Here is a 26,538-nt window from a genome sequence, read left to right as displayed (position 1 = left end):
GTGTTGCGATCCTCGTTGTCGTCCTCGTCCCGCCCGGACAGCGCCGCTGAGCTCGTCGTTGTCGGGGCCGGCTCGGCCGGGGCCGTGATCGCCGCGCGCGTCACCGAGCGCGCCGATCGCGAGGTCCTGCTGCTCGAGGCCGGCCCGGACTACCCGGACCTCGAGCGCCTGCCCGCCGACCTGCGGGACGGCACCCGCAACTCGTGGCTCGCGCACGACTGGGGCTACCGCCACAGGCCGACGCCCGGGCAGATCATGTTCCTCTTCCCGCGCGGCAAGGTGGTGGGCGGCTCGTCCGCCGTGAACACGTGCATCGCGATCCGCGGCCAGCCGTACGATTACGACGAGTGGGCCGCGCTCGGCCTGCCCGAGTGGGGCTTTGACGCCTGCCTGCCCTACTTCAAGCGCCTCGAGGACGACAGCGACTTCGGCGAGCCCTGGCACGGCAAGGGCGGCCCGGTGCCCATCCGCCGCGCCCGGCGCGAGGAGCTCGTGCCCTGGCAGGCGGCGTTCGTGGACGGGTGCAGGGCGCTCGGCCACCCCGTGTGCGCGGACACGAACGATCCGCGCGAGGTCGCGGGCGTCGGGCCGCACGCGATGAACAAGATCGACGGCCAGCGCATGAGCGCGGCGCGCTGCTACCTGACCGCCGAGGTCCGCCGGCGGGAGAACCTGCGGCTCCGGGCGCGCACGACGGTGCGGCGGGTGCTCGTGCGCAACCGCCGCGTCGAGGGGGTCGAGATCGAGACGGACGGGCGCGTCGAGGTTGTCGCGACGCGCAAGGTGGTGCTCAGCGCGGGCGCGATCGCGACGCCGGGGATCCTGCTGCGCAGCGGGATCGGGCCGCGCGCAGAGCTCGCGCGCCTCGGCGTGCCGTTCGTCTCCGACGTGCCCGCCGTGGGGGCTCGGCTGCTCGATCACCCGGGGGCCGCCATCGGCCTGTGGCCGCGCCGCCGCGGGCTGATCGACGTCCTGCGCCAGCCGCTCGTCCAGACGGTGCTCCGCTACACGTCGCGCGGCAGCGCCTATCCGAACGACATGCAGCTCCAGCCGGGCTCGTTCTTCCCGCTGCACCCGCGCCTCACGATCCCGGCGTTCGCCATCGCGTGCTGCATCGGAAAGCCGCGCGGCGTCGGCCGCATCGAGCACCTCAGCGCGGACCCGCACGCGCGGCCCCGCATCGTCTCGAACATGCTCGTCGACCGCGACGACCTCGCGCGCGCTGTCGACGCGATGCAGCTCGCGTACGAGGTCGCCCGCACAGCGCCGATGCGCGAGCTCGGCTGGTTCCTCTGGCCCACGGAGCGCACGCTGATGCGGCGCGAGGCGCTGGAGCGATGGATCTACCGGAGCTGCGGCTCCGGCTACCACCCGTGCGGGACGGCCCCGATGGGGCCCGAGGGGGACCCGGCGGCCGCTGTCGACGGGCGGGGGCGCGTCCGCGGCGTCGAGGGGCTGATCGTCGCGGACGCGAGCATCATGCCGACCATCCCGAGCGTGAACACGAACCTGACCGCGCTGATGATCGGCGAGCGGTTCGGCGAGTGGCTCCGCGAGGGGGCGGCGTAGAGCCTGCCTGTTGGTCCACGCGCCTACGTGGCCGACTGCATGCGCCCCCGCGCCGCGCGGTAGTCGGTGAACATCGATCCCAGGATGTTGGCGGCCCCTGTGGCGATCTGGACCATCGCCGCGAGCCGTGCGCGCTTCGTGTACCCGAGCGCGAAAGGCGCCGCGATCACCGCCGCGCCCCACGCATAATCCAGCACTTCATGCACCTCGATCGGGATCAGCTTCGCCAGGCTGAGCCGGTAATCGGTGAGCAACGACACGGAGATGACCGAGGCGCCCAGGATCGCACCGGCGATCTTTGCCTCACGACGGTTGGAGGCGAGCCCGGCCATGGCCACCATGAGGCCGTTCGAGTAGTCGAGGACGGAGTGGACGTCCTGGGGGACGACGCGCCGGATGGGCAGGACGCCGAAGAGCAGCTTCGACGGGATCGCCGCGTTCTCCTGGACGGCCGGCGCGGCGGCGCCGGGGCGGGTGACCTCGGGGGACAGCAACTCTTCGGTGCTCGGATAGATGGCGGATTGCGTCATGAGAAACCTCCCGCCTCGCGCCCTAGCAATCCGTGGACCCGCGAGCGGGCGCCGTGGAACACCCGATCGAGGCCGCGCTCGCTCGCCTGGCCTCGATCCTCTCGTCCCACGAGATCGTGATCCATCGCTCATCGAAGGAGAGAAGGCCCCTCCTGCCGCGGGAGCGTACGCCTACCTGTTTGCGCGAGCAGCCCTGCTCTCGCCCGGTCGACGCCCGCTACCGGAGGCTCTCCTCGAGGAGCGCGTTCGGCTCCCCGCGCTGCGCGAGCTGCGCTGTCTTCCGGCCGAGCCGGCAGTCGATCGCCGCGAATTCGAGGTTGCTCTCCCCGACGATCCCGTATCTGCCGTCCTCGGTCACGCGGTCGACGTTGCGCGCGGCGCTCGGCCTCGATCCTGGCCTGCGCGACAGTCGCCGCTTCATGTGCACATGAAACTCCGTAGGTCTTCTCGAAAGTCAAGCACCTCGCCCCCTCCAGCGCCGCTCGGGTTTCCTCCACGGCGCCATCTCCACAGGGGCCCGGAGCTTGCTCTCTCCTGCGCAGGTGCGCGTTGTGGCACCGGGAGGGGATCATGCGGACTTCGAAGACGGGGAGAAACAGACGTGGGTCAACAAGAGGGAGAGGCGTCGTCCAGGGGCTCGCCGGGCTCCTCGGAATCGGCGTCTGTCTCGGGCTCTCCAGCGCCTCCGCGGCCGACGCGACACAGGCCATCTCGCCTCAGGCGTCGGCGCAAGGCAGCGTCAGGCCGCAGCGGGCCGCGCAGCCGTCCGCGCCCGCCACCCACGCCACGTACGCCGCGAACCCCCAGAAGCGGCGCTGGATCATCGCCGGCGCGTCGACCCTGGGCGGCTTCTGGACCGCTTCCGCGATCGCCGCAGCCGGCCTTTCCCTGGAGAAGCCGCAGGTCCGGATGGCGTCGCAGTGCACAAAATGCGCTTGCTCCCTCGCCCCGCGCCGCGATCAGCGCGCGCCCAGCCCCGCCTCGCTGATGATCCCCCTCGCCGGCCCCTGGATCCACCTCGGCACCGCGCATCCCTCCGCGGCCGGCGCGATCGGCCTCTCCGTCCTCGGCGTCGGCCAGGCCGTCGGCCTCGGAATGCTGCTCGGCGGCGTCGCCATGCCGGCGCGGCTGCGCGTGCCAATGAAGCACGGCCGCGTGCTCCAGGTGGGCGCAGCCCCGCTCGTCAGCCCCGACGGACTCGGCCTCTCGATCCACGGCGCGATGTAGCCGCGCCCCTCGTCACGGCGGCAGGCCCAGGATCGCCCTCACCCGCAGCCGCTCCTCGGGCGTGAACGCGCCCGCGAGCAGCGCCTCCTCGGCCTCGCGCCGCGCCTCCGGATCGACAACTGTCGCCTCGATCGAGGCGCGCGCGCCGGCGAAGTCGTCGACGCGCTCCTGCCACGCCGCCCGCTGCCTGTCGAGCGCCGCGAGCCGGTCCGCTGCCTCGGCGCCCACTGTCGCGACCCGGTGCGCGTGGAGCGCCTCGTCCGAGGCGCCCGCCTCCCGGAGCGCCTGCTCCTCGGCCTGCTGCACGAGCGGGCGCACCGCCGCCTCCCGCGCCTCGCGGATGTCCTCGGGGAGCGTCGCCTCGACCTCCGCGATCCGCGCGTCGCGCTCGTCGGGCGAGAGGGTCGCGTCCGCGAGGATGCGGGCCTGCGCGATCGCCGCCTCCCCCTCCCGCTCCTCGTCGCCGAAGAGCTGCGTCGCGGCCGCCTCGCCGAAGTGCGCGCGCCGCACCTCGCGCAGCGCGGCAAGCCGCGCCGCCGGATCGGCCTCCGGCGCGACAAGCTCCGCGCTGGCCGCCTCGCGGTAGCCGAGGTACCGGTCGAGCAGCGCGATCGCCTGGTCCGCCGCCCGCCCCCCGGCCCGCTCCCGGATCGCCGCGACGATGCGGGCCCTGATCACCGCCGCCGGCTCCTCGCCCGTGGCGGTGAGGAAGTGGTCGAACAGCGCGAGGATCTCGGGGCCGATGACGAGGTCGCCGTGCGCGTCGACGATCACCGCGCCGTCGACGTCCGTGCCGCGGAGCGAGCGCGGCGCGGGCGCCGTCGGCGGCGCCGCCGCGGGCGCGGGCGACACCGACAGCGCCCGCTGGACGCGCGCGGGGGCCGGCGACACCGACAGCGCCGGCACAACGCTCTTGCGCCGGGAGGGCGCGGCCGCCCCGCTCGACCGGGCGGCGGGCGCCAGCCGCTGCCGCTCGCCCGCGGCGAGCCACCCCGCGCCGACCAGCGCGGCGAGCGCCATCGCCGCGACGAGCCCCCTCTTCCCACGACGCTCCATGACGCCCTCCGCGGCTCAGAGGCCGGCGTTCTTGAGCCGGCTCGCGTGCGACCGGAACACGGACTTCGGGTTCGGGCCAGACAGGTTGATGAATCCGAAGAGCTGATTGACCTCGTCGAGGTGGTTCATCCCGTAATCGTCGCGAATCACCTCTCCGAAGTGGGAGCTGCACCTGCCCACCAACCCGTCGTTCGACTCCGAATACAGCTTCGAGATGAGGCCGAGCGTCAGGTCGGTCGGATCGACGACGCTGGTGAGGATCCCTGTCCCCGACCACGAGAAGAAGCGCACGCCGTTCTCCTCCCCGGCGCCCTGCCCGCACCGGCTGGCGGGCAGCCCGGCCGGATAATGTGCGTTGAACGCGCGCATCCCCTCGGCGGAGAGCGACCTCACGGCGGCGATCGAGTCCTGAGGCGTCGAGCGCCCGCTGAGCAGGCTGAGCACCGCGCCGAGGCTGTTGGCTAGGAACGAGAGGGCCCCCTGCGTGACCCCGCCGTCCCGCAGGTTGTCCTGGAGGTAGCTGGCGAGCTCGGCCCCCTGGTGCGGCGAGCCGATGGTGGTGACCGACGCGACGAGATCGGGCCGCACCGCGGCGACATACCGGACGTCGAGCCCTCCATGGCTGTGTCCGATCAGGTTGACCTTCCCGCTCCCGGTGCGCGCCACGATGTCCTCGACCTGCGCGAGCAGCGCCTCCCCCCGCGCCTCCGTGCTGTCGAACTGGGGCACCGCCGTGGCGTACACCTCCGCTCCGCCGGAGCGCAGCGTCGACGCGATCCCGCCGAAGTAGTCGACCACACCGAACATGGCCTTGAAACCGGCCATTCCGTGACAGAGCACGATCGGATACCGCGTCTGCGCGTAGCTCTCCAGCGCCAGCGCGCCCTCGCCGATCTCGGCGCCCTCCGCCTCCACCGGCTCACCCGTCGACGCAATGCATCCTTGCGAGAGCAGCGCCACGAGCGCTCCTGCCGCACAGCGCAATGCGTCAACCCGCAATCGACGTCCGGTCCCTCGTTTTCTCTCGACTCTCTCTCGATTTCGAGCGGGTGTGACGGTGGGAGGTAGTGCAGCGCGTGAGTTGCTGGAATGAGCTCGTCTGATCACCTGTCACCTCTGATAGAGTATTTTTTTAATTCGAATCAAGCAGAACTCACAGGCTCTCGAAGCGACAAGCAACTCGCCCATCCTGGACAATCGGCAGACAGGTGCCCTCCATTTCACGGTTCGCGTCGGTCCCGGCGAGGTGACAGGCCATCAGCGCGGCGGCGGGCTCCCGGGGGCCAGCTAGGACGCCTGTGCTGCGCGCGGCGGGCTCCCCTCGCCCGCCTGCGCGCCGCCGTCGTCCGTCGCCGCGGCGCCCCGGACGATGCGCGCGTTCTCCGGCACGGCGGTCAGGAACCGCTCGCGCCGCCGCGGGTCGGCGATCCGGTCGGCGCGCGCGAGCAGGCTCTCCCTCGCCTCAGCGAACACCGCCGCCGCCTCGCGGTGGGCGCCGGACGCCGCGAGCGCCTCGGCGTACGCGAGCCGCACGAGCGACTCGCCTTCCTCGAGGGAGCCGAGCGCGGCGAGCTCGCCGAACGCCGCCCGTGCGGCGCCGAGCGCCGCCGGGACCTCGCCCGCCGCGAGCAGCGCGCGCGCGCGCACCGCCACGGCGGGCGCGCGCAGCCGCGGGGCCACGTGCAGCGCCGCCTCGGCCGCGAGCGCCTCCCGCTCGGCGGTCGCGGCGTCGCCCGCGAGCAGCGCGATCTTCGCGAGGTACGTCCGCGCCACCCCCTCCATGCGGAGGTCGCCCCGCTGCTGGAACGCCTCCACCGCGCGCCGCTCGACGAGCTGCGCCTCGTCGAGCTTGCCGAGCTGCCCGAGCACGTGGCCGAGGTTGTGCATCGCCACGGTCGCGAGCTCGCGCAGCCCCAGCCGGTCGGCGACCTCGAGGGCGGCGCGCAGCACGGACTCGGCCGCCCCGAGCTCGCCGAGCTCGGCGTAGATGAAGCCGAGGTTCGAGCCGATCACGCACGCGCTGCGCCGGTCCCCGGCCTGCTCGAAGGCCGCGAGCGCCGCCTCCAGCCCCTCGAGGCACGCCTCGGGGTCACCGCCGGCCGAGGCGCGGATCGCGCGGAGCTGCTGCGCCATCGCGACGAGCTCGGCGTCCGGCGGCGGGGGCGCGCGGAGGTCCTCGTCGATGCGCGCGAGCAGCGCGTCGGCCTCGGCGTAGCGGCCGCCGAAGACGAGCTGCGCGCCGCACTCGCAGAGGCACGCGATCCGGGCGCGGCGCAGGCCGGCCCCGCTCGACGGCGGCGTCGCCTGAGCGCTGGAGGGCGGCGCCCCGGCCCTGCTGGACGGCGGCGTCGCCGGCGTGCAGGCGGCCGTCGCCGGTACGCTGGAGGGCGGCGACGCGGCCCCGTCGCGCGCCGCGGACAGGCCCTCGGCGATCGCGGCCCACCGCGCCACGCGGTCCACCGCGCCGAGCTTCCCGGCGGCGGCGGCGACCTGGGTGACCGCCCGGAACCACCCGGGCGAGCCGGCCGGGAGCAGCTCGGCCGCCGACGCGCCGAGCCCCTCGGCGGCGGCGAGGTCGCCCTCCCAGATGTTCGCCTCGGCCGCGACAAGCCGGAGCGCGCCGAGGTCCTCGCCCGCCGCGGCGCACGCCTCGCCGCACGCGGCGCGCTCGATCGCGGCGCGCAGGTCGTTCGCCTCGAGCGACTGCTCGGCCGCGCGCCGGTACCAGCGCACCGCGCGGTCGGGCTCGCCGCCCCGCCGGAAGTGCTCGGCAACGACCCGCGGGTCGGCCGACGCGCTCCGCTCGAGCCACGCGGCCGCGAGCCGGTGGCCGAGGGCGCGATCGCGCTCGGTCAGCATGGCGTAGGCGGCCTCGCGGACGAGCGTGTGGCGGAAGACGTAGTCGGCGGCGTCGCCCAGGCCGGCGGGCAGGCCGATCGGCGCGACGAGCTCGCGCTCCGCGAGCGCCGAGAGCCACGCTTCCACGTCGTCGAGGCGCTCCTCGCCGCCGAGCAGCGCCGCGACGCCGCGCTTCGAGAAGCGCTCGCCGAAGATGCTGGCCGCCCGGAGCACGCGCTTGCCCTCGTTGCCCTCGGCGTCGAGCCGCGCCTCGACCGTACCGAGCACCGAGTCGGGCAGGGCCTCCCCGTTGCCGCTCGCGACCGCCCGGATGAGCTCCTCGAGATAGAACGGGTTGCCGCCGGCGCGCTCGACGAGGCGCGCCACGACGCCCTCCGGCACGGCCGCGCCGAGGGCCGCGCGCACGAGCTCCGCGCTCGCGCGGCGCGGCAGCGGGCCGAGCTTGATCGTCTGCACCTCGCGCTCGGCCCACAGGCTCGGGAACTGCCGGTGGACGTCGGGGCGCGCGAGCGCGAGCAGCATGAGCGGCAGCTCGCGGAGGTTCCGCAGGGTCGCGTCGAGCAGGCGCACGGTGGCGGCGTCGCCCCAGTGCAGGTCCTCGAGCGCGACGAGCACCGGGCGCGCCGCGCACTCGGCCGCGAGCCAGTCCTCCCACGCGGCGCGCACGCCGTCGCTCATGCCGGCGGCGCTCTGGCGCGCCGCGCGCAGGAGGCGCGCGTGCTCGGGCGACGGCGCGCGGGCGATCTCGCCGAGGAACGCGGCCGCGCGCTCGAGCTCCGGGCCGCCGAGGTGGCGCCCGAGCCGCTGCTTCAGCTTGCGGTGCCGCGCGCGCGTCGGGTCGCGCTCGCGCAGGCCGGCGGCCCGGCACAGCACGTCGGCGATCATGCCGAACGGCGAGCCTGCCGAGCCCGAGTCGGCGCGTCCCCAGAGGATCTCGATCGGCTGGTCCTGCCGCCGCAGCGCGGCGAACAGCTCCAGCCGGAGCCGGGACTTGCCGGCGCCTGGCGGCCCGAGGACGAGCACCGCGCTCGCGAGCGACTCGGAGATGCAGCCGGAGAGCACGCCGTGGAGCATCGAGAGCTCGCGGGCGCGGCCGACGCATGGCGTGCGCTTCCCGAGCAGCGCGGGGGCGACCTCGTCGACGGCGCGCTCGCCGGACAGGACGAGCGCCTCGTCGGGCGCGCGGGGGTCGCCGTCGCCGTCGCCGCGCGCGGCGTGGTCGGCGCGCGCGACGCGCGCGACGCGCGCGATGACGAAGCGCGGCCCGAGCATGTCGGCTGTCGCGCGGTCGAGGCGAACGGCGCGCGCCTCCCGCGCGTCGAGCGCGGCGCGGAGCTCGGCGACGCCGCGATCGATGACGTCGCCCTCGACGAGCCCCGCCGAGAGGACGCCCCGCCCGGTGATCACGCAGAGCGCCGCGCCCGGCAGCTCGGCGCGGAGGGCCAGCGCGCACTGGGCGGCGCGCTCGGCGCGGTCCACGGCGCTGCCGGGGCCGGACATCATGGCGAGCTGCGCGCCCGGCGCGAGCTGCGTCAGCCGGCCGCCGTGGAGCTCGACGAGCGCGCGGATCTCCGCGGCGCGCGCGCTCGACGCGGGCGCCAGCGATCCGGGCGAGCTCGGCGGCGGATCGCGCGGCGGGGCCCCCGGGAGGTCCGCGGCCTGCGGGGCGGCCCGCGCGGCCGACCGCGGGGCCTGGGCCGCGCCGTTGTCGGCCTCGCCGAGGAAGATCAGGCTGACGAGGCGCTGCTCGCCCAGGGTGAGGGCGACGCGCTCGCCGGAGGCGGCGCCGGGCGCCCGCGCGCCCGCGCCGTCCGCGCGGGCGGGCGCGTCCGGGGGCACGCTCCCGGAGAGCGTCGGCGCGTCCGGGGGCGCTGTCCACGCGCCGTCCATCGCCGCGATCCGGTCGAGCTCGGCCGCGACCTCGGCGGCGTCGCGCGGTCGCTCGCCGGGGGCCCTGGACAGCATGCGCGCGACGAGCTGATCGAGCGGCGCTGGCGCGTCCGCGCGGACGTCGCGGAGGCGGGGCGGCTCCTTGAGGAGCAGGTCGCTGAGCGCGGCCATGGGGCTCGCGCCCGCGAAGGCGGGGCGGCCGGTGAGGCACTCGAACAGGACGCACCCGAGCGAGAACACGTCGCTGCGCGGATCGGGCGCGGTGCTGGCCTCGATCTGCTCCGGGGCCATGTACCCGGGGGTGCCGAGGACGCCGCCGGTGACGGTGACGCGCCCCGCCTCGGCGCTGGGCCGCGCGATGCCGAAGTCGACGAGCTTGACGCGCGCGGCGTCCCCGCCGGGGAGGAACAGGTTGCTCGGCTTGATGTCGCGGTGGACGATGCCGCGCGCGTGCGCGAACGCGAGGGCGTCGGCGGCGCGGCGCACGAGCGAGAGCCCCTCGCTCGCGGGCAGGACGCGGCGCGCGAGGCGGGCGGCGAGGTCCTCGCCCTCGAGCCACTCCATGGCGAGGTAGCGGTCGCCTGCCGGCGTGCTCCCGTGCGCGACGTAGCGCACGATGCCAGGGTGGACGAGCGCGGCGAGGAGCGCGGCCTCCCGCTCGAACCGCTCGATCTGGATCGCGCTCCTCAGGCGGACGATCTTGAGGGCGACGGCCGCGCCGCCGACGCGGTCGTGCGCCCTGTAGATGGTGCCCATCCCTCCGGAGGCGGCCTCTCCTTCGACGACGAAGCGCCCCGCGATGACCTCCGCGTAGCCCACGTCAGCGCAGGAAGACGGTGACCGAGCCGGGGTGCGGCGTTCTCCCGACGGCGAGCTTGCCCGAGGGGCGGCGGACAGCGTCGCGGCAGTTCGGGAAGCTGCCGTCGCCTGTCGGCTCATCGCACAGCGCGTCGCACGGGCCGGCGATCTCGATGGCGCACGCCTCGAGCGAGGGCCCGCAGACCCGGGGGATGGCGGAGGCCCCTGGCGGGAGGCAGGCCTTGTAGACGGGCTGCTCCGCGAAGATGTCGCCGTAGTACGTCGCCTCTCGCGTGGGGAACGCGGCGCGCTCGGTTTTGTCGGCCTCGAGCTCCTCGCGGTCTCCGCGCACGGAGATGTTCACCTTCTGGCCCAGGTAGTTGACGCGGGCGAGGACGCAGCCGCTGACCCAGCTCCGGCACGCGCCGTCGCACGAGCCGCCCTCCTGTCCCCAGGCAGGCGCGAGGCCGAGCTCTCCCGGGAAGGAGAGCCTGGCGCCGTCGACAGCGACGGTGAGGCGCTCGCCTGCGGGCAGCGCGCAGCTCGCGATGTACTTCAGCAGGGTGCGCGCGGCCGGGTCGCGGAGCGCCTCGGCGGTGAGCGCGCTCGCCGAGAGCGCCTCGGCGGTGAGCGCGCTCGACGTCAGCGCGCTCGACGTCAGGACGTCGGCCGTCAGCGCGTTCGACGTCAGCGCGTTCGACGTCAGCGCGTTGTGCGTCTGGACGGCCTGCGACGCGGCGTCCTCCGCGTCCTCAGCCGGGGCTTCCGGGTCGAGCGAGGCCGCGCACGCGCTCGTGGCGAGCGCGGTGACGGCCAGGACGAAGGCGGCGAGCTTCGGCGAATGATCCATGAACGACGTGCCCCCCTGGACGCCCATGGGCGTTGACCCGTGAGCGCCCGAAACGACCGGCGCCGAGGCGCCCACGGGGGCGCGCCTCGGCGGCCGGTGCGTACATCTTGGTTCAACTGCACGGTCCGCGAAGACGTCTACGGCCCGGTGCGGCGGTGCAGGCCATCTTCGCTACAGCGACAAATGGTAAGATGTCACTGATAGCCCGACTGGCAAAGACCGACGCGCACGCAACAGGTTCTTTTTTTGTGTCGAGCGGCGATCGCTCTGTCGTTGCGACACCCCCGCTCTGTCCACGGCGCCATGGTCGGCGACGCCCGCACCGGGGACGGAGGAGCGATGTGGGTGAGGTGAAATCCTGACGAGGAGACGCACCTTCCTGCCGGGAGGTGTCCGGGCGGCGCGCGCGTCACGCCGGCGCCGCCGTCGCTCTGCCCACCTTACCTGTCGATGCCGGGATCGGTCCCCTGGGCAACAGGGATGGGCCCAGGAGGAAGACGACGAGTCCGTCTGCTCCGGCGCGAAGCCCTCCTGGGGTGCCGTGAGGCCATCTGTTCGGCGGCCTGTGTCACGCATCCGGTCGTTCCTGACGGCCGCCTGCGTCTCTTCACGTAGGGTCGCTGCGCGCCGGGGCTGCTGACGGACGGACTGCTCGGCGCATCGCGTCGGTGCGCCCTTGACGCCGCTGCGGCTCGATCATTACATGGCACACACCATGAAGGGGCATGCGCGCAATCTGATGACCGAGCGCGTGATCGCGCTGGAGCAGGGCACGCCGGTCACCGACATGTTGCAGCTCTTCGCCAGCGAGAACCTGAGCGGCGCGCCGGTCATCGACGAGGGCCACCGCGTCGTCGGGTTCGTCAGCGAGACGGATCTCCTGGGCGCGCTTCTGCGCGAGGAGTACGAGGGCATGACGGCCGCGGACGTGATGAGCACCCCGTCCATCTCCGTGGATGAGTTCATGCCCACCGACGACGTGATGACGTTGCTGCGCGAGAACCGGATTCACCATCTGCCGGTCGTGCGCAATGGACGTCTCGTCGGGATCATCACGCCCCAGGACATCCTGCGCTACCTCGTCCAGCGCGTGCTGCCGATCCCGCCCGACCCGGCCTGAGGCGAGGTGCGCCGAGAGCGCGGCTCGCCGCGCCAGCGATCCAGCGGCACCAGCGAGGCTGCGCGGGGGGTGCCGTCGCGCGTGGGGTAGCGCGCGAGGGCGCTGGCGTGAGGTCGGGCCCGAGGTCGCCGTGGCTCGCCCGGGCACGACCTGCGTCAGCGGTCGCTTTGTGTGACGTCGCGAAAGGCTTGTTCGTAATGGCGAGAGGTGAGGGTTCGGATCCGCGCGATGGGCGCGCCTACGCCGGATTGCGAAACGAGATCGTCGGATATCGCGCAATGCCACTCTGAGCGGCTCAACCGTTCGTGTGTGCATCGCTTTTCCTGCCGCAGACTTGCTTTTCGCGCCTCGGTCATCGAGGGTTGCTTCATGCCGAAGTCGCCGCGCGAACGTGCGTTGACCTCCCCCCACGATGCGCTGTTCCAGTGGACCTTCTCTCAGCGCGAGCACGCCCTTGGCCTGCTCAAGGCCGCGCTGCCGCGGCCGGTTGTCGCGGCCGTGCGGTGGAGCACGCTGCGCATCGAGAAGGGCAGCTTCGTGGACCGCGCGTTGCGCAGCCGCCACAGCGACCTGGTGCTCTCGGCCCGCATGGGCGCGGGGCGCATCTACTTCTATGTGATCGTCGAGCATCAGCGCGACGTCGAGGCGCTGATGGTCTTCCGCATGGGCCTGTACATGATGCGCCTGTGGGAGCGGATCACCCGCGATCGGCCGGGGCTGACGGAGCTGCCGCCGATCATGCCGGTGCTGATCCACCACAGCGATACCGGGTGGACGGCGGCCAGGGCGTTCCAGGACATCGTCGCGGCCAGGGGGCCGGAGCGGGCGGCTCTCCTGCCGCACATTCCCTGCTTCGAGCTGCTCCTCGTGGACGTCAGCGGCGGGCGGGCCGGCGACGTGGTGGAGGACGCGCTGACGGCGCTCGGAAAGGTGGTGCTGTGGTGCCTGTCCGTGTCCGGCGACGACGCGCGGCTGGAGCGGGAGATCGGCCACGTGGGGGCGGCGCTGGACGAGGTGCTGCGGGCGCCGAGCGGCCTCGCTGCGCTGGAGGCGCTCCTGCGCTATCTTCTGGCCACGCACGAGCGCTTGAGCGTGCAGGAGATCGGCGGGATCCTGGAGAAGGCGGTGGGCCCGCGGGCCCAGGAGGCCATCGTGACGGAGCTGGACGAGATCGAACGTAGGGGGCGAGCGCAGGGGCGAGTGCAGGGGCGGGTACAGGGGCGTGCGCAGACGTTGCTGGAGGTGCTCACGGCCCGGTTCGGCTCGGTGCCGGCCGAGGTGAGCGCCCGCATCCTCGCCGCGGACGAGGCGACCCTCGTCACGTGCACCACGCGGGTGCTCACGGCGCCGACGCCGCAAGAGGTGCTCGGTGACGACGGCCCGCGCGTCTCCCCAGCGCGGCGCCCCCCGGCGCGCAAGCGCGCCCGGCGTACCTGACGGGACGATGCCACGCCGTCGCATGATGCCCCCCTCGGTTCGCGGGCCCTCCTGTAAACGTCGGGGCACACGTAGTGTCACTTCAGAGGCCCTACTGTAAACATTGGGACACACATAGTGTCACTTCGGAGGCCCTCCTGTAAACGCCGGGACACACGTAGTGTCACTTCAGAGGCCCTACTGTAAACGCCGGGACACACGTGGTGTCACTCAGGAGGCCCTCCTGCCGATGGCCCAGCTCGCGTCGCGCCCCTCCGCAAGGCGACCGATCGGTCCCCACGCGCCCGCCTGCACGGTCACGCCGAGCCCTTCCGCCCCCGGCGCGCGGCGTCGCCGCGATCAATGGACACGAGAGGTAACGAACCACTCCGGGGAGATGTACCCGTCGATCCGCGAGATGGGGTTCGTGCAGGTGGCGTCGAGCGCTGTGTAGGACTCGATCCGGGTCTCCTTGTCCAGGTGCCCGACCGTCGACTGGGTGCCGCAGCCGTCGTACCCGAGCGGCGCGCCGCCGCCGTCCTCGAAGCGCGCGCACTCGGCGTCGGAGAGCACGGCGTAGTGCAGGTGCGAGTTGCCCGCATTGCAGGGGAAGCTGTCCTTCGCCGGGCACTCCGTCCATTTGTCCTGGCAGTGAAGGTTGTGCTGCCTCGGGATGTCGTCCCAGTAGGCGATCTTCCCGAGCGGCGTGTCGGTGCCGATGTCCTGTCCCACCAGGCTCGTCGCCAGCTCGTCCGCGTCGAGGTGCCCGTAGAACGAGCAGAACCGTCGCGCCTCGCCGTTCTCCTGGAAGCGATGCTCGACGAGCGCGACGCCGAGGTACTGCGAGCAGTTGATGCCGGCCCGCAGGAGCTTGCCCGGGGCGATCGGGAAGACATACGTGCCGTCCGTCCTGCCGCTCGCCCTGGCGATGTCCTCGCCGAGGTGCCGGCCCTCCGCCCAGTCCGGCTTGTGACCGATGTTCTGGATCATCCTGTGATCGGGAAACGGGAACCGGAGCGTCCCCGTGGGCGCGCGGCACGCGTCGTTCACCCTGTCGTTGATCGTGCACCCCATCGGGCAGTAGGCAGCGTGGTCGAAGTGGTAGATGCGCGTCCTCTCGCGCCCGCCCCGGCCGTCGCCCTCGTTCCCCTCGCAGGGCACCCAGCGCGTCTGCGCCCCGTCCTCGCGCTCGCAGTACGCCTTGCAGGTGTAGAGCATCCACGGATCGCCCGCGGCGTGAAGGCTCGGGTTGTGACCGCAGTACGCAGGGTTGTTCAAGAGGACGTCATCGTCGTTGTTGCACAGGATCTCCTTCGGATCGGAGGTGATGCCGCTGCACGTGTTGCCGAAGAAGCGCGTGATCGACTTGCAGAACGAGCTCTGGACCTTGTACGGGTCGGGGCCGCAGATCCCGCACGCCGTGCCGCACGAGACCCCCGTGGCGTGCCAGCCGTCGGGGCGGTAGAGCTGCCGATCGCGGCACTCGAACACCTGCCCGCCGCGCGCGCAGACGCTGGCGCCGCGCCGCCGCGCCGTCACGGGGACCTCCTTGTCCTGGTAATCGACGATCGCGTCGCAGCGCGACGAGGGGCTCGGCTCAGGCGCCGGATCCGGGATGCCGAACGGCTCCTGATCCGATCGGGCGTCACACACGTCGTGCTGGCTCCTGGCGTCGCGCGGGAGGCACGCCGCGGAGCACTCCTCGTACGGCACGGGACGGCCCACGACGGCGCTCGTGGACTGCGCCGATGGCGGGCAGTACGACCAGTCGTCGTAGGCGCAGTGGTACAAGGTCCCGACGCGACCGGTGACCCCGTGTTGCCCGCAGAACTTGTGGCGGCAGAGGCGCTCGCCGCCCGGCCCCCCTTCCGCGATGGCATAGTACGCGTCGGCGCTCGTGGGGCACGCCTGGTCGCAGCGGTCCCAGTCGCGGATCGTCCTCGCGCCGTCCTGGGGCAGCGCGCCTGTGGCCTCGTGATACTGCATGGCCGGCAGCTCCCGCACGGGCTTGCATTCCCCGGTGCCGCCGAGCGCGGAGCAGTCGTGGTAAGGCACAGGGCGGGCGCCCGGCCCCGGGCAGGCGAAGAGCTGCGTCGCCTTCCCCTTGATCCGGATCAGCGGCTCGCCCAGGCTCCGCGCGAGGTCGTTGTTCCACGGGCTGCGAAAGACCTGATCGCCGCAGAAGGTCTGGCCTCGTTCAACGGACTTCCAGGTGCCGTCCTTGTCCTGGAACTGCTCCGGGCAGCGGCCGAAATCGGCGCCCTCTTCCTCCGGCTCGCCCGGCTCGCAGGGGCGGTTGAGATCGAGCCACCCCTCCTCGCCGCAGATCCATTCGCTGCGGTTGCCGTAGCCGAGGCCGCAGATCGTCTCGCCGCAGGCGGTCGTTGTCACCTCGTTGCCGAAGCTGTCCTGCACGCCGCGGCAGGCGTTGCAGGTGCCTGCGCGCTGCGAGCACGAGAGCCCCAGGCTCTGCCACCCGTCCGCGGTGCACACCTTCTGGACACCGGCGCTGCCGGCGCCTGTCGGAAAGCACACGCGTTGGCCGCAGGTGCGCGGGATACGCTCGCCGCCGGCCACGGGCGGGACCTCGCACGGGCACTCGCTCGTCGGAGCGTCGGTGCACGCCCCGCGACGGCAGCCCCCCTCGCAGATCTTCCACTCGATCGGGATCTGCCCCGCGCCCGGGCACTCGTACAGGGCCGCGGGCTCGCCGTTCACGACGTCCGCGCCGCAGAAGGTGCCCGCGCCGGTGCACGAGAGATCACCGCACATGTTCCCCGGGAAGCTTCGCCAGTTGTCGCTCACGCCGAGGTCGACGCAGTGATAGGCGATGAGGTCGCGCCCGCACACGAAGGTGTCGCATGCGGTGCCCTCGGGCGGGATCGGCGCGCCGTTGTAGTAGAAGCCGTCGCGGCACTCGCACGCGTCGTCGCTCGCCTGCGGGCCCAGGGGCGGCGGCGCGACGGCGGGCGACGGCGGCTCCCGGCCGCAGCCCATTCCAGCGAGCATCCCGGCGGACAGCAGCGCGGCGAGCACGACGAAGAGGCGCGCCGCCGGCACGTCCCTGAGGCGCCGGCGGACAGGACCACGGTGCGACGAATTGCCCTCGACGACAGGTTGCATGCGCTGTGTCTCCCGGTGCCTGTGCAGCTCACTTCGCGATCTTGCGGACGTCCCCGGCCCGGGTGGCCCAGTAGACGAACGCCTCGTCGACAGCGATCGCGATCGCGTCGAGCTGGCCGACGGCGAGCGTTGTCACGTCGCCGCCGGCCTTCGGGACCTTGCGGATCGAGCCGACGCGGTTGACCCAGTAGACAGCGCCGCTGCCCTCGGGATCGACGGCGACGCCGGCGGGGCTCGGCTGGTCGTCGGCGAGCACCACCAGGTCGGAGCCGTCCTTGGCGAGCCGGAACAGGAAGCCGTTCGGGCTGCTCCAGAAGAGGTGGCCTGCGTCGGCGGCGAGGTAGCGCGGCGTGAGGTTCGTCGTGTCGACGACCTGGCCCGACGCGATCTGGCGCCGCTCCGTGCCGTCCTTGCGGAGCTTCACGATCGTGCCGTCGGTCCGGGCCCAGTAGAGGTGCTCGGCGTCGCCCGCGAGCGCCCCCCCGGGCTCGGAGAAGACGCCCGTGATCTCCTGGGCGCTCTGCCCGCTCGCGAGGGCGTCGACGCGGTAGATCCCGCCCTGCGAGAGGGAGGTGAACCAGACGTCGCTGCCGTCGGTGACGACGGCCCAGGGATCAGGGACGGAGCTGGTGAGCGGGATCGCGGCGGCGCCGGACGAGGGGTACCGGAGCACGCCGGACGAGCCGGTGACGACGGCGTCGGCGCCGATGAGGGCGACGTCCTCGAAGCGATCGGCGCTGCAGCCGCCGACCCCGGGGGGCGCCGCGGTGGCGAGGCACGTCGCGCCGCCGGCGAGCTTGCCGATGCGGACAGCGATACCGCCGGCGGGCTGGAAGCCGACCAGGTAGAGGGCGCTGTCGTCGAGGACGAGGGCCGAAGGCACAGCGAGGCCCGAGGCGAGCGACGTGGCGCCGGGGCCGCACGCGCCGGCGTCGCAGAGGCCGCCCGCGCAGTCGTTGCCGCACGCGCCGCAGTTGTACGGATCCGAGGCGAGCGCGACCTCGCAGCCGGTGAGGGGGTCGCCGTCGCAGTCGGCGTACCCGGCGTCGCACGCGACAGCGCAGGCGCCCGCCGCGCAGGTGGCCGCGGCGTGACGCGCGCTGCAGACGTTGCCGCACGAGCCGCAGTTGTCCACGTCGCTCCGGACATCCGCCTCACAGCCGTTCGCGGGGTCGCCGTCGCAGTCGTCGTGGCCGAGGTCGCAGGCGAGCGAGCACGTGCCGGCCGCGCACGACGGCGTCGCGTGCTGGTCACCGCAGACATTGCCGCAGAACCCGCAGTTGTTCACGTCGCTCGATACGTCGTCGCAGCCGCCGTCGCCGCCCCCGGCGCCGCCCCCGTCGAGGCAGAGGCCGAACGCGCGGATCGAGCTGGTGAACGCCTCGCAGCGGGCATGGATGCCGGAGATCGCGGCCAGATCGCACGGGTAGGCGAGCTCCGGTTCGAGCGTCCCGCAGCATGTATCGAGCAGCGCCTCGCACGGGGCCGCGCTGAACGGCTCGTCCTCGGCGTACCTCGGACACCGGCCCGCGTCGGCCGCGCCGCCCAGGTAGTCGAGGCACTGCGCGGCGTCCGACGCCTCGGCGAGGGCGGCGCAGCGCTCGCGCGCCCCCTCCGGGAGCGAGGGACAGCAACGCTCCGACAGGTAATCGCAGCTCTCGGCCGCAGGATCGACGTCGGCGCAAAATCCGTTGTCCCTGGCTTCGCTCTCCAGGAACCGATGACAGATCTGCTCGTTGCCGCGAAAGCCTGTCGCGTGACAGGCTTCCCTGAGCTGCGCCGGCAGCGAGGCGCAGCACTCGTTGAGCAGGCCGGCGCAGCTCGGGCCATGAGGGACGACCCCCGGAGCGCCGCCGGCGCCCGCGCCGGTGCAGAGATCGGCGGCGTTGGCGCCCGCGAGGAAATCGTCGCACGCGGCGTCGTTCTCCTGGCTCACGGCGGCGTCGCAGCCCGCGAGGAGCTCGGCGGGGAGCGCGGGGCAGCACGCTTCGCCCAGGTGCGCGCACCCTGGTCGAGGGCCGCCCGCCACGGGAGCGCACGCGCCGAGCGCGGTGCCTTCCTCGTTGCACTGCTGCGCGCCGAGCGCCCCGTCGGGGAGGAAACAGGCGGACAGGACGCCTGGAGGACAGATGGCGTCGTCGCCGCAACCGGCCCCGAGCAAGGCGAGCGCGAGGAGGTGAGCGACGCCGAGGCGCGAATCGAGGCGAAGCGTGGCCATGAGAAGAGAACGCTACCGCGCGCCGAAGAGGGCGAGAAGCCAGGAAGAACATCGCTGTTCTCGCCACGTCTCCGCGGGGACGCCGCCTACCGTCGATCGAACTGGTACCTCGCCCGCTCGGCGCCCTCGATCTCCACAACGACGCGCTTCGGGCCGAGCCGCGCGACGGCGTGCGCGGCCGCGGGGCGGCCCGGCGCGTCGTCGTCGAGGTTCTCGATCAGGCTCTGGAGCGTCACGTACGGGATACCGCGGATCACGTCGAGGTGGTTCCAGTGCAGGTGGCCGTTGAACACGGCCAGCACGCCGTGCTCCTCGAAGAGCTTCCGCATCGCGCGCCGCTCGCGCACGAGGCAGATGTGCGGGCTCCCCTCGAACCAGCGGTTGCCCCGGAGATCCTGATCGGCCGCGCTGTGGTGCATCAGCACGACCTTCGGCAGCGGCGACGCCGCGAGATCCTCGGCGAGCCAGGCGAGCTGCTCCTGCCCCAGCGAGACGTCGTGATCCTTGCGCTCGCGCGTGTGGAGGACCGTGAAGTGGAAGCCGCCGCGGTCGAAGGCGTAGTGGAGCCGCGTCACCTCGGGCCTGCCCCAGGCGGACAGGAGATCGGCCTCGCTCAGGTGGATGACGTCGTGGTTGCCGGCGACGTGAAAGAGCTCGGCCTTCACGCCGCGGAGCGCGGCCATGCACTCGCCGTAGCGCGCCCTGTCGGCCTCGGGTCCCTCGTCCTCGATGTCGTCGCCCAGGTTCACGACGAGATCGGGCCGCGTGACCTCGTTCATCCGCTCCACGAAGGCCCGCGTGAGCGCGGGCGCCTCGCCCGTGAGCTTGCGCAGCTTGCCCCCGAACGACGCCTGCGGGCCGAAGTGCAGGTCCGAGACGAACGCGACGACGAGCTCCATGCCCGCGTCGCCGCTCAGCTCGACTTCGCGCCGGGCTCCGGCGCCGCCTTGGAGCCGCCCAGGCACGCCGGAGAGCGGAAGTCCGCGCCGCCCTGCCGCTCCCACTCGTCCGGCGTCATCGCGCGGATCGTCAGGGCGTGCAGCCCGGCGCCGAACTCCTCGCGCACGATGGCGTTGACGCGCCGGTGGCGGTCGAGGGGGCTCAGGCCCCGGAACGCCTCGCTCACCACGAGCACCTTGAAGTGGGTCTCCGAGCCCGCCGGCACGCTGTGCATGCGGCTCTCGTTCTCCACATCGAGGTGCACCGGATCGAGCGCGTGAACGAGCTTGCTCTGGATCGACTCCTGCCTCGTCGTCATGGCGGGCGAAGCTTAGCCTCCGCCGCGCCGCCGGTCACCCGGTGAGCGCCTCCCGGGGGCGCGCGGCGGCGCGCTCCCGCCCGCGGGGGAGCAGGCGCAGGGGACCTTGGCGGACGAAGAGATTGCCCGGCGCCACGCCAACGGATAAACCGCGCGGCATGGCATCCCCGATGGTTGCGCGCCTCGCGCTCGTCCTCGCCGCCGGTCTCGCCGTCGCTGCCGGCTGCAGCGACGAGGAGACTGCGAGCGCCCCCGGCCCGACCGGAACGCCCGAGATCGCGATCGTGAGCCCGAAGGACGGCGCGTGCGTCGCCATCGGGGCGCCTTCGGCCGACCCTTCGGCCGGCGAGCCGACGATTCCGATCCACGTCGGCATCTCGCAGCTCCTCCTCCGCCCGCCGGGCACCTGCGGGACGTACTCGCAGTGCGGGCACCTGGTGCTCAGCCTCGACGGCGAGGAGAACAGCGCCGGGGCCGGCCGCGTGATCGACGTGCGCCTCGGCCAGCTCGATGCCGAGGAGCGCCATGGCGAGCACACGATCACCGTCGCCGTCGTGAGCGACACGGGCGAGCCGATCCTCGGGGGCGAGAACAGGCAGGAGCCGCTCACCCGAAGCCTGTCGCTGACGATCGCCGCGTCGTGCGGAGACGGCAGCGGTGGCGGCGGCTCGGGCGGCGATGGTGGCTCGGGCGGCGCCGGTGGATCGAGCGGCGCCGGTGGCTCGGGCGGCGATGGCGGCTCGGGCGGCGTGGGAGGCTCGGGCGGTTCTGGTGGGTCCGGCGGCGCTGGTGGCTCGGGCGGCGATGGCGGCTCGGACGGCGCCGGTGGCTCGGGCGGCGATGGCGGCTCGGGCGGTTCTGGTGGATCCGGCGACTGAGCCGAACGCCCGGGGACGCGCTCTCCGGGCGCCTCTCTCGTCCTGAGCACCGCTCCAGGCCGGCGCCCTGCGCGGCCGAGCGTCACTTCTCCTGCGGGTCGGATCGCGGCAGGCCGCGCTCGTCGAACAGGAGCGCGATGTCGACGTGGAACTGCGCCCTGCGCGAGGACGGCGGCGCGCTGCGCGAGCTCGGCGGCGGCGGCGTGGGGTAGAGCCCGCGCGCCTCCTCGCCCGGCGCGCCTGGGGCCGGCGCCTCTCGCGGCGAGGGCACCTCGGCCGGCGGCACGCCCGCGGCCTCGTACCGTGGCTGCGCTGCCCCCCGCTGCGAGAGGGGCACCGGCGTCTGCCGCCGCGCCCCCGGGGCCGCAGGTCGCGACGACGGCGCCAGCGTCTCCCGCCGAAGCGGCGCCGCGGCCGCCTGCGCCTCCCGCCGCGAGCTCGGCGCCCCCGGCCACGACGACGGCGCCGCAGGTCGCGACGACGGCGTCCCCGGCCACGACGACGGCGCCGCAGGTCGCGACGACGGCGTCCCCGGCCACGACGACGGCGTCCCCGGCCACGACGACGGCGCCGCAGGTCGCGACGACGGCGCCCTCGGCCACGACGACGGCGCCAGCATCTCCCGTCGCGCGCCCGTCGCCGCCGCCTGCGCCTCGTGCCGCGGATACCCCCCGGCCCGCTGCGTGATCGGCGCCGGCGTATCTCGCCGCGCATACGGCGCCGCGGGCGGCATCTCCCGCGCCGGATACCCCCCGACCGGCTGTGAGCCCGCCACCGGCGTATCCCGCCGCAGCGACGCCCGCGCCGGCGGCTGCGGCGGCACCGGCGTATCCCGCGGCGCGTGCGCCACGCCGGCCGGCGCCGGCGGGTCGCGCCGTGGTCGCGACGAGGACGGCCCCGCCCCGAACCCCGACATGACCCCGATCCGCTCCGATCGCGGCGTCGCCGCCTCCGCCGGCCGCTGCGCGGACACCGCGGTCGCCACGCGCTCGCGGTACGCGTGCTCCTGCGCGCCCGCGCTCCGCGGCCCCGAGCGCGGCAGCGGCGTCGCCTCGGCGTCGCGCCGCGACGACGCGTCCGCCGTCATCCTGCCGATGCTCCACCGCTCGGAGCGCGGCCCGGAGGCGCCGTCGTCCGCCGGCATCAGCGAGTAGCGCCCCGGCGTGAGCTGCCTCGTGCGCTGCTTGCGGCTCTCGCGCGACGCCGTCGTCAGCATCGCCCCGAGCTCGTCATCCGTCAGCGCCTCGTCGACGCGGACGAGCGTGCTGAGCACCTCGCGCGCGATGTCCTCGAACGCCTCCGGCGAGAGCGCATAGGTCGACGACGTGACAACGATGGCCACCGGCCTTCGCTCCTCCGCGAGCGCCGCGGCCATCGAGACCGGACACGCCTTGACGATGATCCCGACATCCATCGCCGCCGCCTGGCAGCGCTCGAGCAGCGCCTGATCGCCGCCGATGAGAAGGGCCGTCGGGATCTGGGCGCGAAGCGTGGCGTCAGAAATTCGCGGCATCGGTCCAAGGATCCTAACCTCCCTGCCCCAAACAGAGGTCAGGAAAATCCTGTCATCGGACATTCCCCGTCATGTCTGGACAGCGAGCTCAACGATGTCGGGCGCCACACGCCGCCGGATCACCCTACGGATGCGTAGGTGCGGTGGGTAACTCCGCGAGGTGGCAAGCAGCCCAGTGTCCGGGACGTCGCTCTTCCAGCAGAGGCGCCTCGATGCTGCACCGCTCCATCGCATAAGGACAGCGGGTGTGAAAATGGCACCCCGAGGGCGGGTTCAGCGGACTCGGCACCTCCCCGACCAGCGTCAAGCGGCGCCGCTTGCGCTCCACGTCGGGATCGGGGACCGGGATCGCCGAGAGCAGCGCCTGCGTATACGGATGCTGCGGTGAGCGGAACAGCGCGTCGGGTCGAGCGCGCTCGACGATCCGACCGAGGTACATCACCGCGATCTCGCTTGACAGGTGGCGGACCACCGCGAGGTCGTGCGCCACGAACACGTACGTGAGCGAGAGCTCGCGCTGGAGGGAGGCGAGCAGGTTGACGATCTGCGCCTGGATGCTCACGTCGAGCGCGCTGACCGGCTCGTCCGCGATCACGAGTTTCGGGTTCAGGGCGAGCGCGCGGGCGATGCCGATCCGCTGCCGCTGGCCGCCGGAGAACTCGTGCGGGTAGCGCCGCATGTACGACGACGAGAGCCCCACCATCTCCATCAGGCGCGCCACCTCGCGGAGCGCCTCGTCGCGCGACCCCACGAGATCGTGGGTGAAGAGCGGCTCGGCGACGAGGTCGTGGACCGTCATGCGCGGGTTCAGGCTCGCGTACGGGTCCTGGAAGATCATCTGCATCTCGCGGCGCGCCTTGCGCAGGGCGCGCGGGTCGAGCGTCAGGATCTCCCGGCCGCCGATCTTCACGCTCCCCGACGTCGGCGGCACGAGGCGGAGGATCCCCCGCCCCGTCGTCGACTTGCCGCAGCCGGACTCGCCGACGAGGCCCAGCGTCGCGCCGCGATCGACGTCGAACGAGACGCCGTCGACAGCGCGCACCGTGCCTACCTGCCGCTGGAGCAGGCCGCGGCGCACAGGGAAGTGGATCTTGAGATCGCGCACCGACAGCAGCGGGGCGCCCCGGGGCGCGGGGGTGGCGGCGGCGGTGGTCATGGCGCTCCTCCGGAGACGTCCTCGACGTGGCACCGCACGACGTGCAGCGCCCTCCTGTCGCCCTCGCCCGAGACGACGCGCGGCAGCGGCGCCTCCTCCCGGCACACGGCGACAGCGTGCGCGCAGCGCGGGTGGAACGGGCAGCCCGGCGGCAGGCGCGCAAGCGACGGCGGCATCCCGGGGATGGGGACGAGATCCGCGCCGCGCGCGTCGTCGAGCCGCGGGATCGAGCGCGACAGGCCGATCGTGTACGGGTGCCTCGGGGCGTGGAAGATCGCGCCGACCGGTCCCTCCTCGACGATGCGCCCGGCGTACATGACAGCGACGCGGTCGGCCATCTTCGCGACGACGCCGAGGTCGTGCGTGATGAGCAGGACGGCCGCGCCGAGCGCCTCCTTGCGCTCGCGGATGAGGTCGAGGATCTGCGCCTGGATCGTGACGTCGAGCGCCGTCGTCGGCTCGTCCGCGATGAGCAGGTCGGGGTCGCAGAGCAGCGCCATCGCGATCATCACGCGCTGCCGCATCCCGCCCGAGAGCTGGTGCGGGTAGTCGTCGATCCGCGACGCCGCCGCGGGGATGCCCACCGCCTGGAGGATCTCGACGCTGCGCCGGCGGGCCTCGGCGCGCGCCATCCCGCGGTGCAGCTCCAGCACCTCGATGAGCTGCTCGCTCACCCGCAGGTACGGGTTCAGCGACGTCATCGGGTCCTGGAAGATCATCGCGATCCGGTCGCCGCGGATGCGCTCCATCCGCGCCTCGCTCGCCCCGGCGAGGTCCTCGACGATGCCCCGCTCGGACTCGAGCAGGATCTGGCCGCCGACGATCCGGCCCGGCGGATCGGGGATGAGCCGCAGGAGCGACAGGCTCGTGACGCTCTTGCCCGAGCCGGACTCGCCGACGATCCCGAGCACCTCGCCGCGGTCGACGCTGAAGGAGATGCCGTCGACGGCGCGGACCACCCCTTCCTCGGTGAAGAAGTGGGTCTTCAGGTTCTTGACCTCGATCAGCATGGTTCGTCTGGGCGCGCGCGCGGCGTGGATCGGCGCGGCCCTTCAGTCCTTTCGGATGCGTGGATCGAGGGCGTCGCGGAGCCCGTCGCCGAGGAAGTTGAAGCAGATCAGCGTGAGCGCCAGCATGAGCGCCGGGAAGATGAGCTGCCAGGGGTAGAGGTCCATCGCGTCGGCGCCCGTGGACGCGAGCAGCCCCCAGCTCGAGAGCGGCTCCTGCGTGCCGAGGCCGAGGAAGCTGAGGAACGCCTCGGTCATCATCACCTCGGGGATCGTCAGCGTCGTGTAGACGATGATCGGGCCGAGCGCGTTCGGCACGAGGTGCCGGAAGATCAGCGCGGCGTGGCCGACGCCGATCGAGCGCGCCGACTCGATGAACGGCTGGCCGCGCAGCGCGATCACCTGGCCGCGGACGATGCGGGCCATCGTGAGCCACGAGATGCCGCCGAGCGCCCCGAAGACGACGACGATCTGGAAGATGGGGAAATAGCTCGGGTCGGACGGGTCCTTGACGGCGAGGCCGAGCACGGCCTTCCAGGCGCGGTAGAGGACGGTCTGGTCGTTCGCGAAGAAGACCATGAGCAGGATGACCAGGATGAGGAACGGGAACGTGTAGAGCACGTCCACGATGCGCATCATGATCGCGTCGACCTTGCCGCCGAAGTAGCCGGCGACGCCGCCCCAGCTCACGCCGATGACGAAGCTCACGAGCGTGGCGACGACGCCGACGGCGAACGAGATGCGCCCGCCGAAGAAGACGCGCGCCATCATGTCGCGGCCGAAGTAGTCGGTGCCCATCCAGTGGTCGAGCGACGGCGGCTGCGCGCCGAGCTTGAGGTCGGCCTTGTCGTACTGGTAGCTCGAGAGCTCGGGGACGAGGACGCAGGCGACGACCATCGCGACGAGCACGACGCCGCAGACGACAGCCGCGCGGTTCTTGCGGAGCCTCCGCCACGCGTCGCGCCCGAGGCTCGACCCCTGCTCGAGCGCGTCGAGCCGCAGCGGGCCGGCCGGGCGCGGCGCGGCGCCGCCGGGGACGGCGGGCAGGTCGCCCGGGGCCGCGGGCGAGGCGCCCGCCTCGGCGGGCTCGGCGGCGGGCGGCGGAGGGGCGGCGGGGGGCATGGTCAGCGCAGCTCCACGCGCGGGTCGATGAAGGCGTACGCCACGTCGACGACAGCGTTGAAGAGCATGAGCAGGAAGCCGTAGACGAGCATGACCCCCATCACGAGGTTGTAGTCGCGGTTCGTGGCCGCCTCGACGAAGTAGCGGCCCATGCCGGGGATGTTGAAGATCTTCTCGACGACGAGGGAGCCGACGAGCAGGCCGCTGAAGCCGGGGCCGAGGAAGCTCACGACCGGGAGCAGCCCGCCCCGGAGCGCGTGCTTCAGGACGACCTTGCGCTCCGAGAGCCCCTTGGCGCGCGCGGTGCGGATGAAGTCCGAGCGGATCACCTCGAGCATCCCGCCGCGCGTGAGCCGGGCGATGTAGGCGGCGACGGGGAGCCCGGCGCAGATGATCGGGAGCACCATGTGCCGCCACGTCTCCCACCGGGCCACCGGGAACCAGTACAGCTTGAGCGAGAAGACGAGGATCAGCAGCGGCGCGAGCACGTACCGCGGCACGCTGAGGCCGACCATGGCCACCGCCATGGCCGCGGTGTCCTTCCATGTGTTCTGGCGGATCGCCCCGATGATGCCGAGCGGGATGCCCACCGCGAGGGCGAACAGCATCGCCCAGAACCCGAGCTGCATGGACACCGGCAGGCTGAGCGCGATGATCTCGTTGACGGTGCGGTTCGGGTATTTGAACGTCGGTCCCAGGTCGCCTTTGGTGACGAGCGCAAGGAGCCAGTCGCCATACTGCTTCAGCACCGGGTCGTTCAGGTGGTACTTGGCGTCGAGCTGCCGCTGGACCTCGACGGGCACGGCCCGCTCCTGATCGAACGGCCCGCCCGGCACGATGCGCACCAGGATGAAGACCAGGGTGGCGACGAGGAAGAGCGTGGGGATGATGGAGAGCAGCCGCTTGATCGCGTAGGTGCTCACGGCGCGCAGCCCCCTGGCCGTCGAG

The 26,538-nt window shown here is 73.1% G+C and carries 21 protein-coding genes; 5 read left to right on the top strand and 16 right to left on the bottom strand.

The window, feature by feature from the left end; translation table 11 throughout:
- The first annotated feature begins 15 nt into the window (after positions 1-15).
- A complete protein-coding gene (locus tag WMF42_RS17480; RefSeq protein WP_437693242.1) occupies positions 16-1,569 on the top strand; it encodes a GMC family oxidoreductase in 1,554 nt (517 codons plus the stop codon).
- Between the two features lie 23 nt (positions 1,570-1,592).
- On the opposite strand, the gene WMF42_RS17475 is transcribed toward WMF42_RS17480, so the two are convergent.
- From WMF42_RS17475 to WMF42_RS17465, 3 genes are all read right to left on the bottom strand, one after another.
- Positions 1,593-2,099 (bottom strand): SPW repeat domain-containing protein, encoded by a 507-nt coding sequence (locus WMF42_RS17475; protein ID WP_061605881.1) that lies wholly within the window; start codon positions 2,097-2,099, stop codon positions 1,593-1,595.
- A gap of 217 nt (positions 2,100-2,316) precedes the next feature.
- A complete protein-coding gene (locus tag WMF42_RS17470; protein ID WP_437693240.1) occupies positions 2,317-2,520 on the bottom strand; it encodes a hypothetical protein in 204 nt (67 codons plus the stop codon).
- Between the two features lie 295 nt (positions 2,521-2,815).
- A complete protein-coding gene (locus WMF42_RS17465; protein WP_233561043.1) occupies positions 2,816-3,025 on the bottom strand; it encodes a hypothetical protein in 210 nt (69 codons plus the stop codon).
- A 61-nt stretch (positions 3,026-3,086) separates the two neighbouring features.
- On the opposite strand from WMF42_RS17465, the gene WMF42_RS17460 reads away from it, so the two are divergent.
- Positions 3,087-3,326: a hypothetical protein gene (locus tag WMF42_RS17460; RefSeq protein ID WP_233561044.1), complete on the top strand. Its 240-nt coding sequence runs from the start codon at positions 3,087-3,089 to the stop codon at positions 3,324-3,326.
- Positions 3,327-3,338: 12 nt separating this feature from the next.
- Here the strand turns inward: WMF42_RS17460 and WMF42_RS17455 are convergent, their stop codons facing one another.
- The 4 genes from WMF42_RS17455 to WMF42_RS17440 form a co-directional block, all read right to left on the bottom strand.
- Entirely contained in the window at positions 3,339-4,382 is a 1,044-nt protein-coding gene (locus WMF42_RS17455) for a lipase secretion chaperone (protein ID WP_437693238.1), read from the bottom strand.
- Positions 4,383-4,397: 15 nt separating this feature from the next.
- Entirely contained in the window at positions 4,398-5,297 is a 900-nt protein-coding gene (locus tag WMF42_RS17450; RefSeq protein WP_420894946.1) for an esterase/lipase family protein, read from the bottom strand.
- Positions 5,298-5,669: 372 nt separating this feature from the next.
- On the bottom strand, positions 5,670-9,950 hold the full coding sequence (locus WMF42_RS17445; RefSeq protein WP_437693236.1) for a serine/threonine-protein kinase: 4,281 nt from the start codon (positions 9,948-9,950) through the stop codon (positions 5,670-5,672).
- Between the two features lies 1 nt (position 9,951).
- The gene (locus WMF42_RS17440) at positions 9,952-10,806 is read right to left on the bottom strand and encodes a hypothetical protein (RefSeq protein WP_437693234.1); all 855 of its coding nucleotides are present in this window, start codon (positions 10,804-10,806) and stop codon (positions 9,952-9,954) included.
- Positions 10,807-11,455: 649 nt separating this feature from the next.
- On the opposite strand from WMF42_RS17440, the gene WMF42_RS17435 reads away from it, so the two are divergent.
- Both WMF42_RS17435 and WMF42_RS17430 read left to right on the top strand, forming a co-directional pair.
- The gene (locus WMF42_RS17435) at positions 11,456-11,899 is read left to right on the top strand and encodes a CBS domain-containing protein (protein WP_434047898.1); all 444 of its coding nucleotides are present in this window, start codon (positions 11,456-11,458) and stop codon (positions 11,897-11,899) included.
- Positions 11,900-12,127: 228 nt separating this feature from the next.
- Complete coding sequence (locus WMF42_RS17430; protein ID WP_081426294.1) at positions 12,128-13,336, top strand: Rpn family recombination-promoting nuclease/putative transposase; 1,209 nt, start codon at positions 12,128-12,130, stop codon at positions 13,334-13,336.
- 339 nt (positions 13,337-13,675) lie between these two features.
- Here the strand turns inward: WMF42_RS17430 and WMF42_RS17425 are convergent, their stop codons facing one another.
- From WMF42_RS17425 to WMF42_RS17410, 4 genes are all read right to left on the bottom strand, one after another.
- Positions 13,676-16,438 (bottom strand): hypothetical protein, encoded by a 2,763-nt coding sequence (locus WMF42_RS17425; protein ID WP_437693232.1) that lies wholly within the window; start codon positions 16,436-16,438, stop codon positions 13,676-13,678.
- A 28-nt stretch (positions 16,439-16,466) separates the two neighbouring features.
- Positions 16,467-18,656 carry a hypothetical protein gene (locus tag WMF42_RS17420; protein ID WP_437693230.1) on the bottom strand — a complete coding sequence of 730 codons (2,190 nt, stop codon included), beginning with the start codon at positions 18,654-18,656 and terminating at the stop codon, positions 16,467-16,469.
- Positions 18,657-18,742: 86 nt separating this feature from the next.
- On the bottom strand, positions 18,743-19,555 hold the full coding sequence (locus WMF42_RS17415) for a metallophosphoesterase family protein (protein ID WP_434047896.1): 813 nt from the start codon (positions 19,553-19,555) through the stop codon (positions 18,743-18,745).
- Positions 19,556-19,569: 14 nt separating this feature from the next.
- Positions 19,570-19,914: a BolA family protein gene (locus WMF42_RS17410; protein ID WP_437693228.1), complete on the bottom strand. Its 345-nt coding sequence runs from the start codon at positions 19,912-19,914 to the stop codon at positions 19,570-19,572.
- 158 nt (positions 19,915-20,072) lie between these two features.
- Here WMF42_RS17410 and WMF42_RS17405 point away from each other — a divergent pair, with 158 nt between their 5' ends.
- The gene (locus WMF42_RS17405) at positions 20,073-20,792 is read left to right on the top strand and encodes a hypothetical protein (RefSeq protein ID WP_437693226.1); all 720 of its coding nucleotides are present in this window, start codon (positions 20,073-20,075) and stop codon (positions 20,790-20,792) included.
- A gap of 82 nt (positions 20,793-20,874) precedes the next feature.
- Here the strand turns inward: WMF42_RS17405 and WMF42_RS17400 are convergent, their stop codons facing one another.
- The 5 genes from WMF42_RS17400 to WMF42_RS17380 form a co-directional block, all read right to left on the bottom strand.
- Complete coding sequence (locus WMF42_RS17400; RefSeq protein ID WP_437693224.1) at positions 20,875-22,305, bottom strand: hypothetical protein; 1,431 nt, start codon at positions 22,303-22,305, stop codon at positions 20,875-20,877.
- 124 nt (positions 22,306-22,429) lie between these two features.
- On the bottom strand, positions 22,430-23,461 hold the full coding sequence (locus tag WMF42_RS17395; RefSeq protein ID WP_437693223.1) for an ABC transporter ATP-binding protein: 1,032 nt from the start codon (positions 23,459-23,461) through the stop codon (positions 22,430-22,432).
- Complete coding sequence (locus WMF42_RS17390; RefSeq protein ID WP_061609570.1) at positions 23,458-24,471, bottom strand: ABC transporter ATP-binding protein; 1,014 nt, start codon at positions 24,469-24,471, stop codon at positions 23,458-23,460. Before WMF42_RS17390 ends, WMF42_RS17395 begins: the two co-directional genes overlap by 4 nt.
- A gap of 42 nt (positions 24,472-24,513) precedes the next feature.
- Positions 24,514-25,590: an ABC transporter permease gene (locus tag WMF42_RS17385; RefSeq protein ID WP_434047890.1), complete on the bottom strand. Its 1,077-nt coding sequence runs from the start codon at positions 25,588-25,590 to the stop codon at positions 24,514-24,516.
- A gap of 2 nt (positions 25,591-25,592) precedes the next feature.
- Positions 25,593-26,513, bottom strand: coding sequence for an ABC transporter permease (locus tag WMF42_RS17380; protein ID WP_437693220.1), 921 nt, complete (start codon positions 26,511-26,513; stop codon positions 25,593-25,595).
- Between the last annotated feature and the right edge of the window lie 25 nt (positions 26,514-26,538).

Source organism: Sorangium sp. So ce176, from assembly GCF_051519835.1.
Classification (GTDB): domain Bacteria; phylum Myxococcota_A; class Polyangia; order Polyangiales; family Polyangiaceae; genus Sorangium; species Sorangium cellulosum_G.
This window is presented reverse-complemented; position numbering and strand designations above follow the sequence as displayed.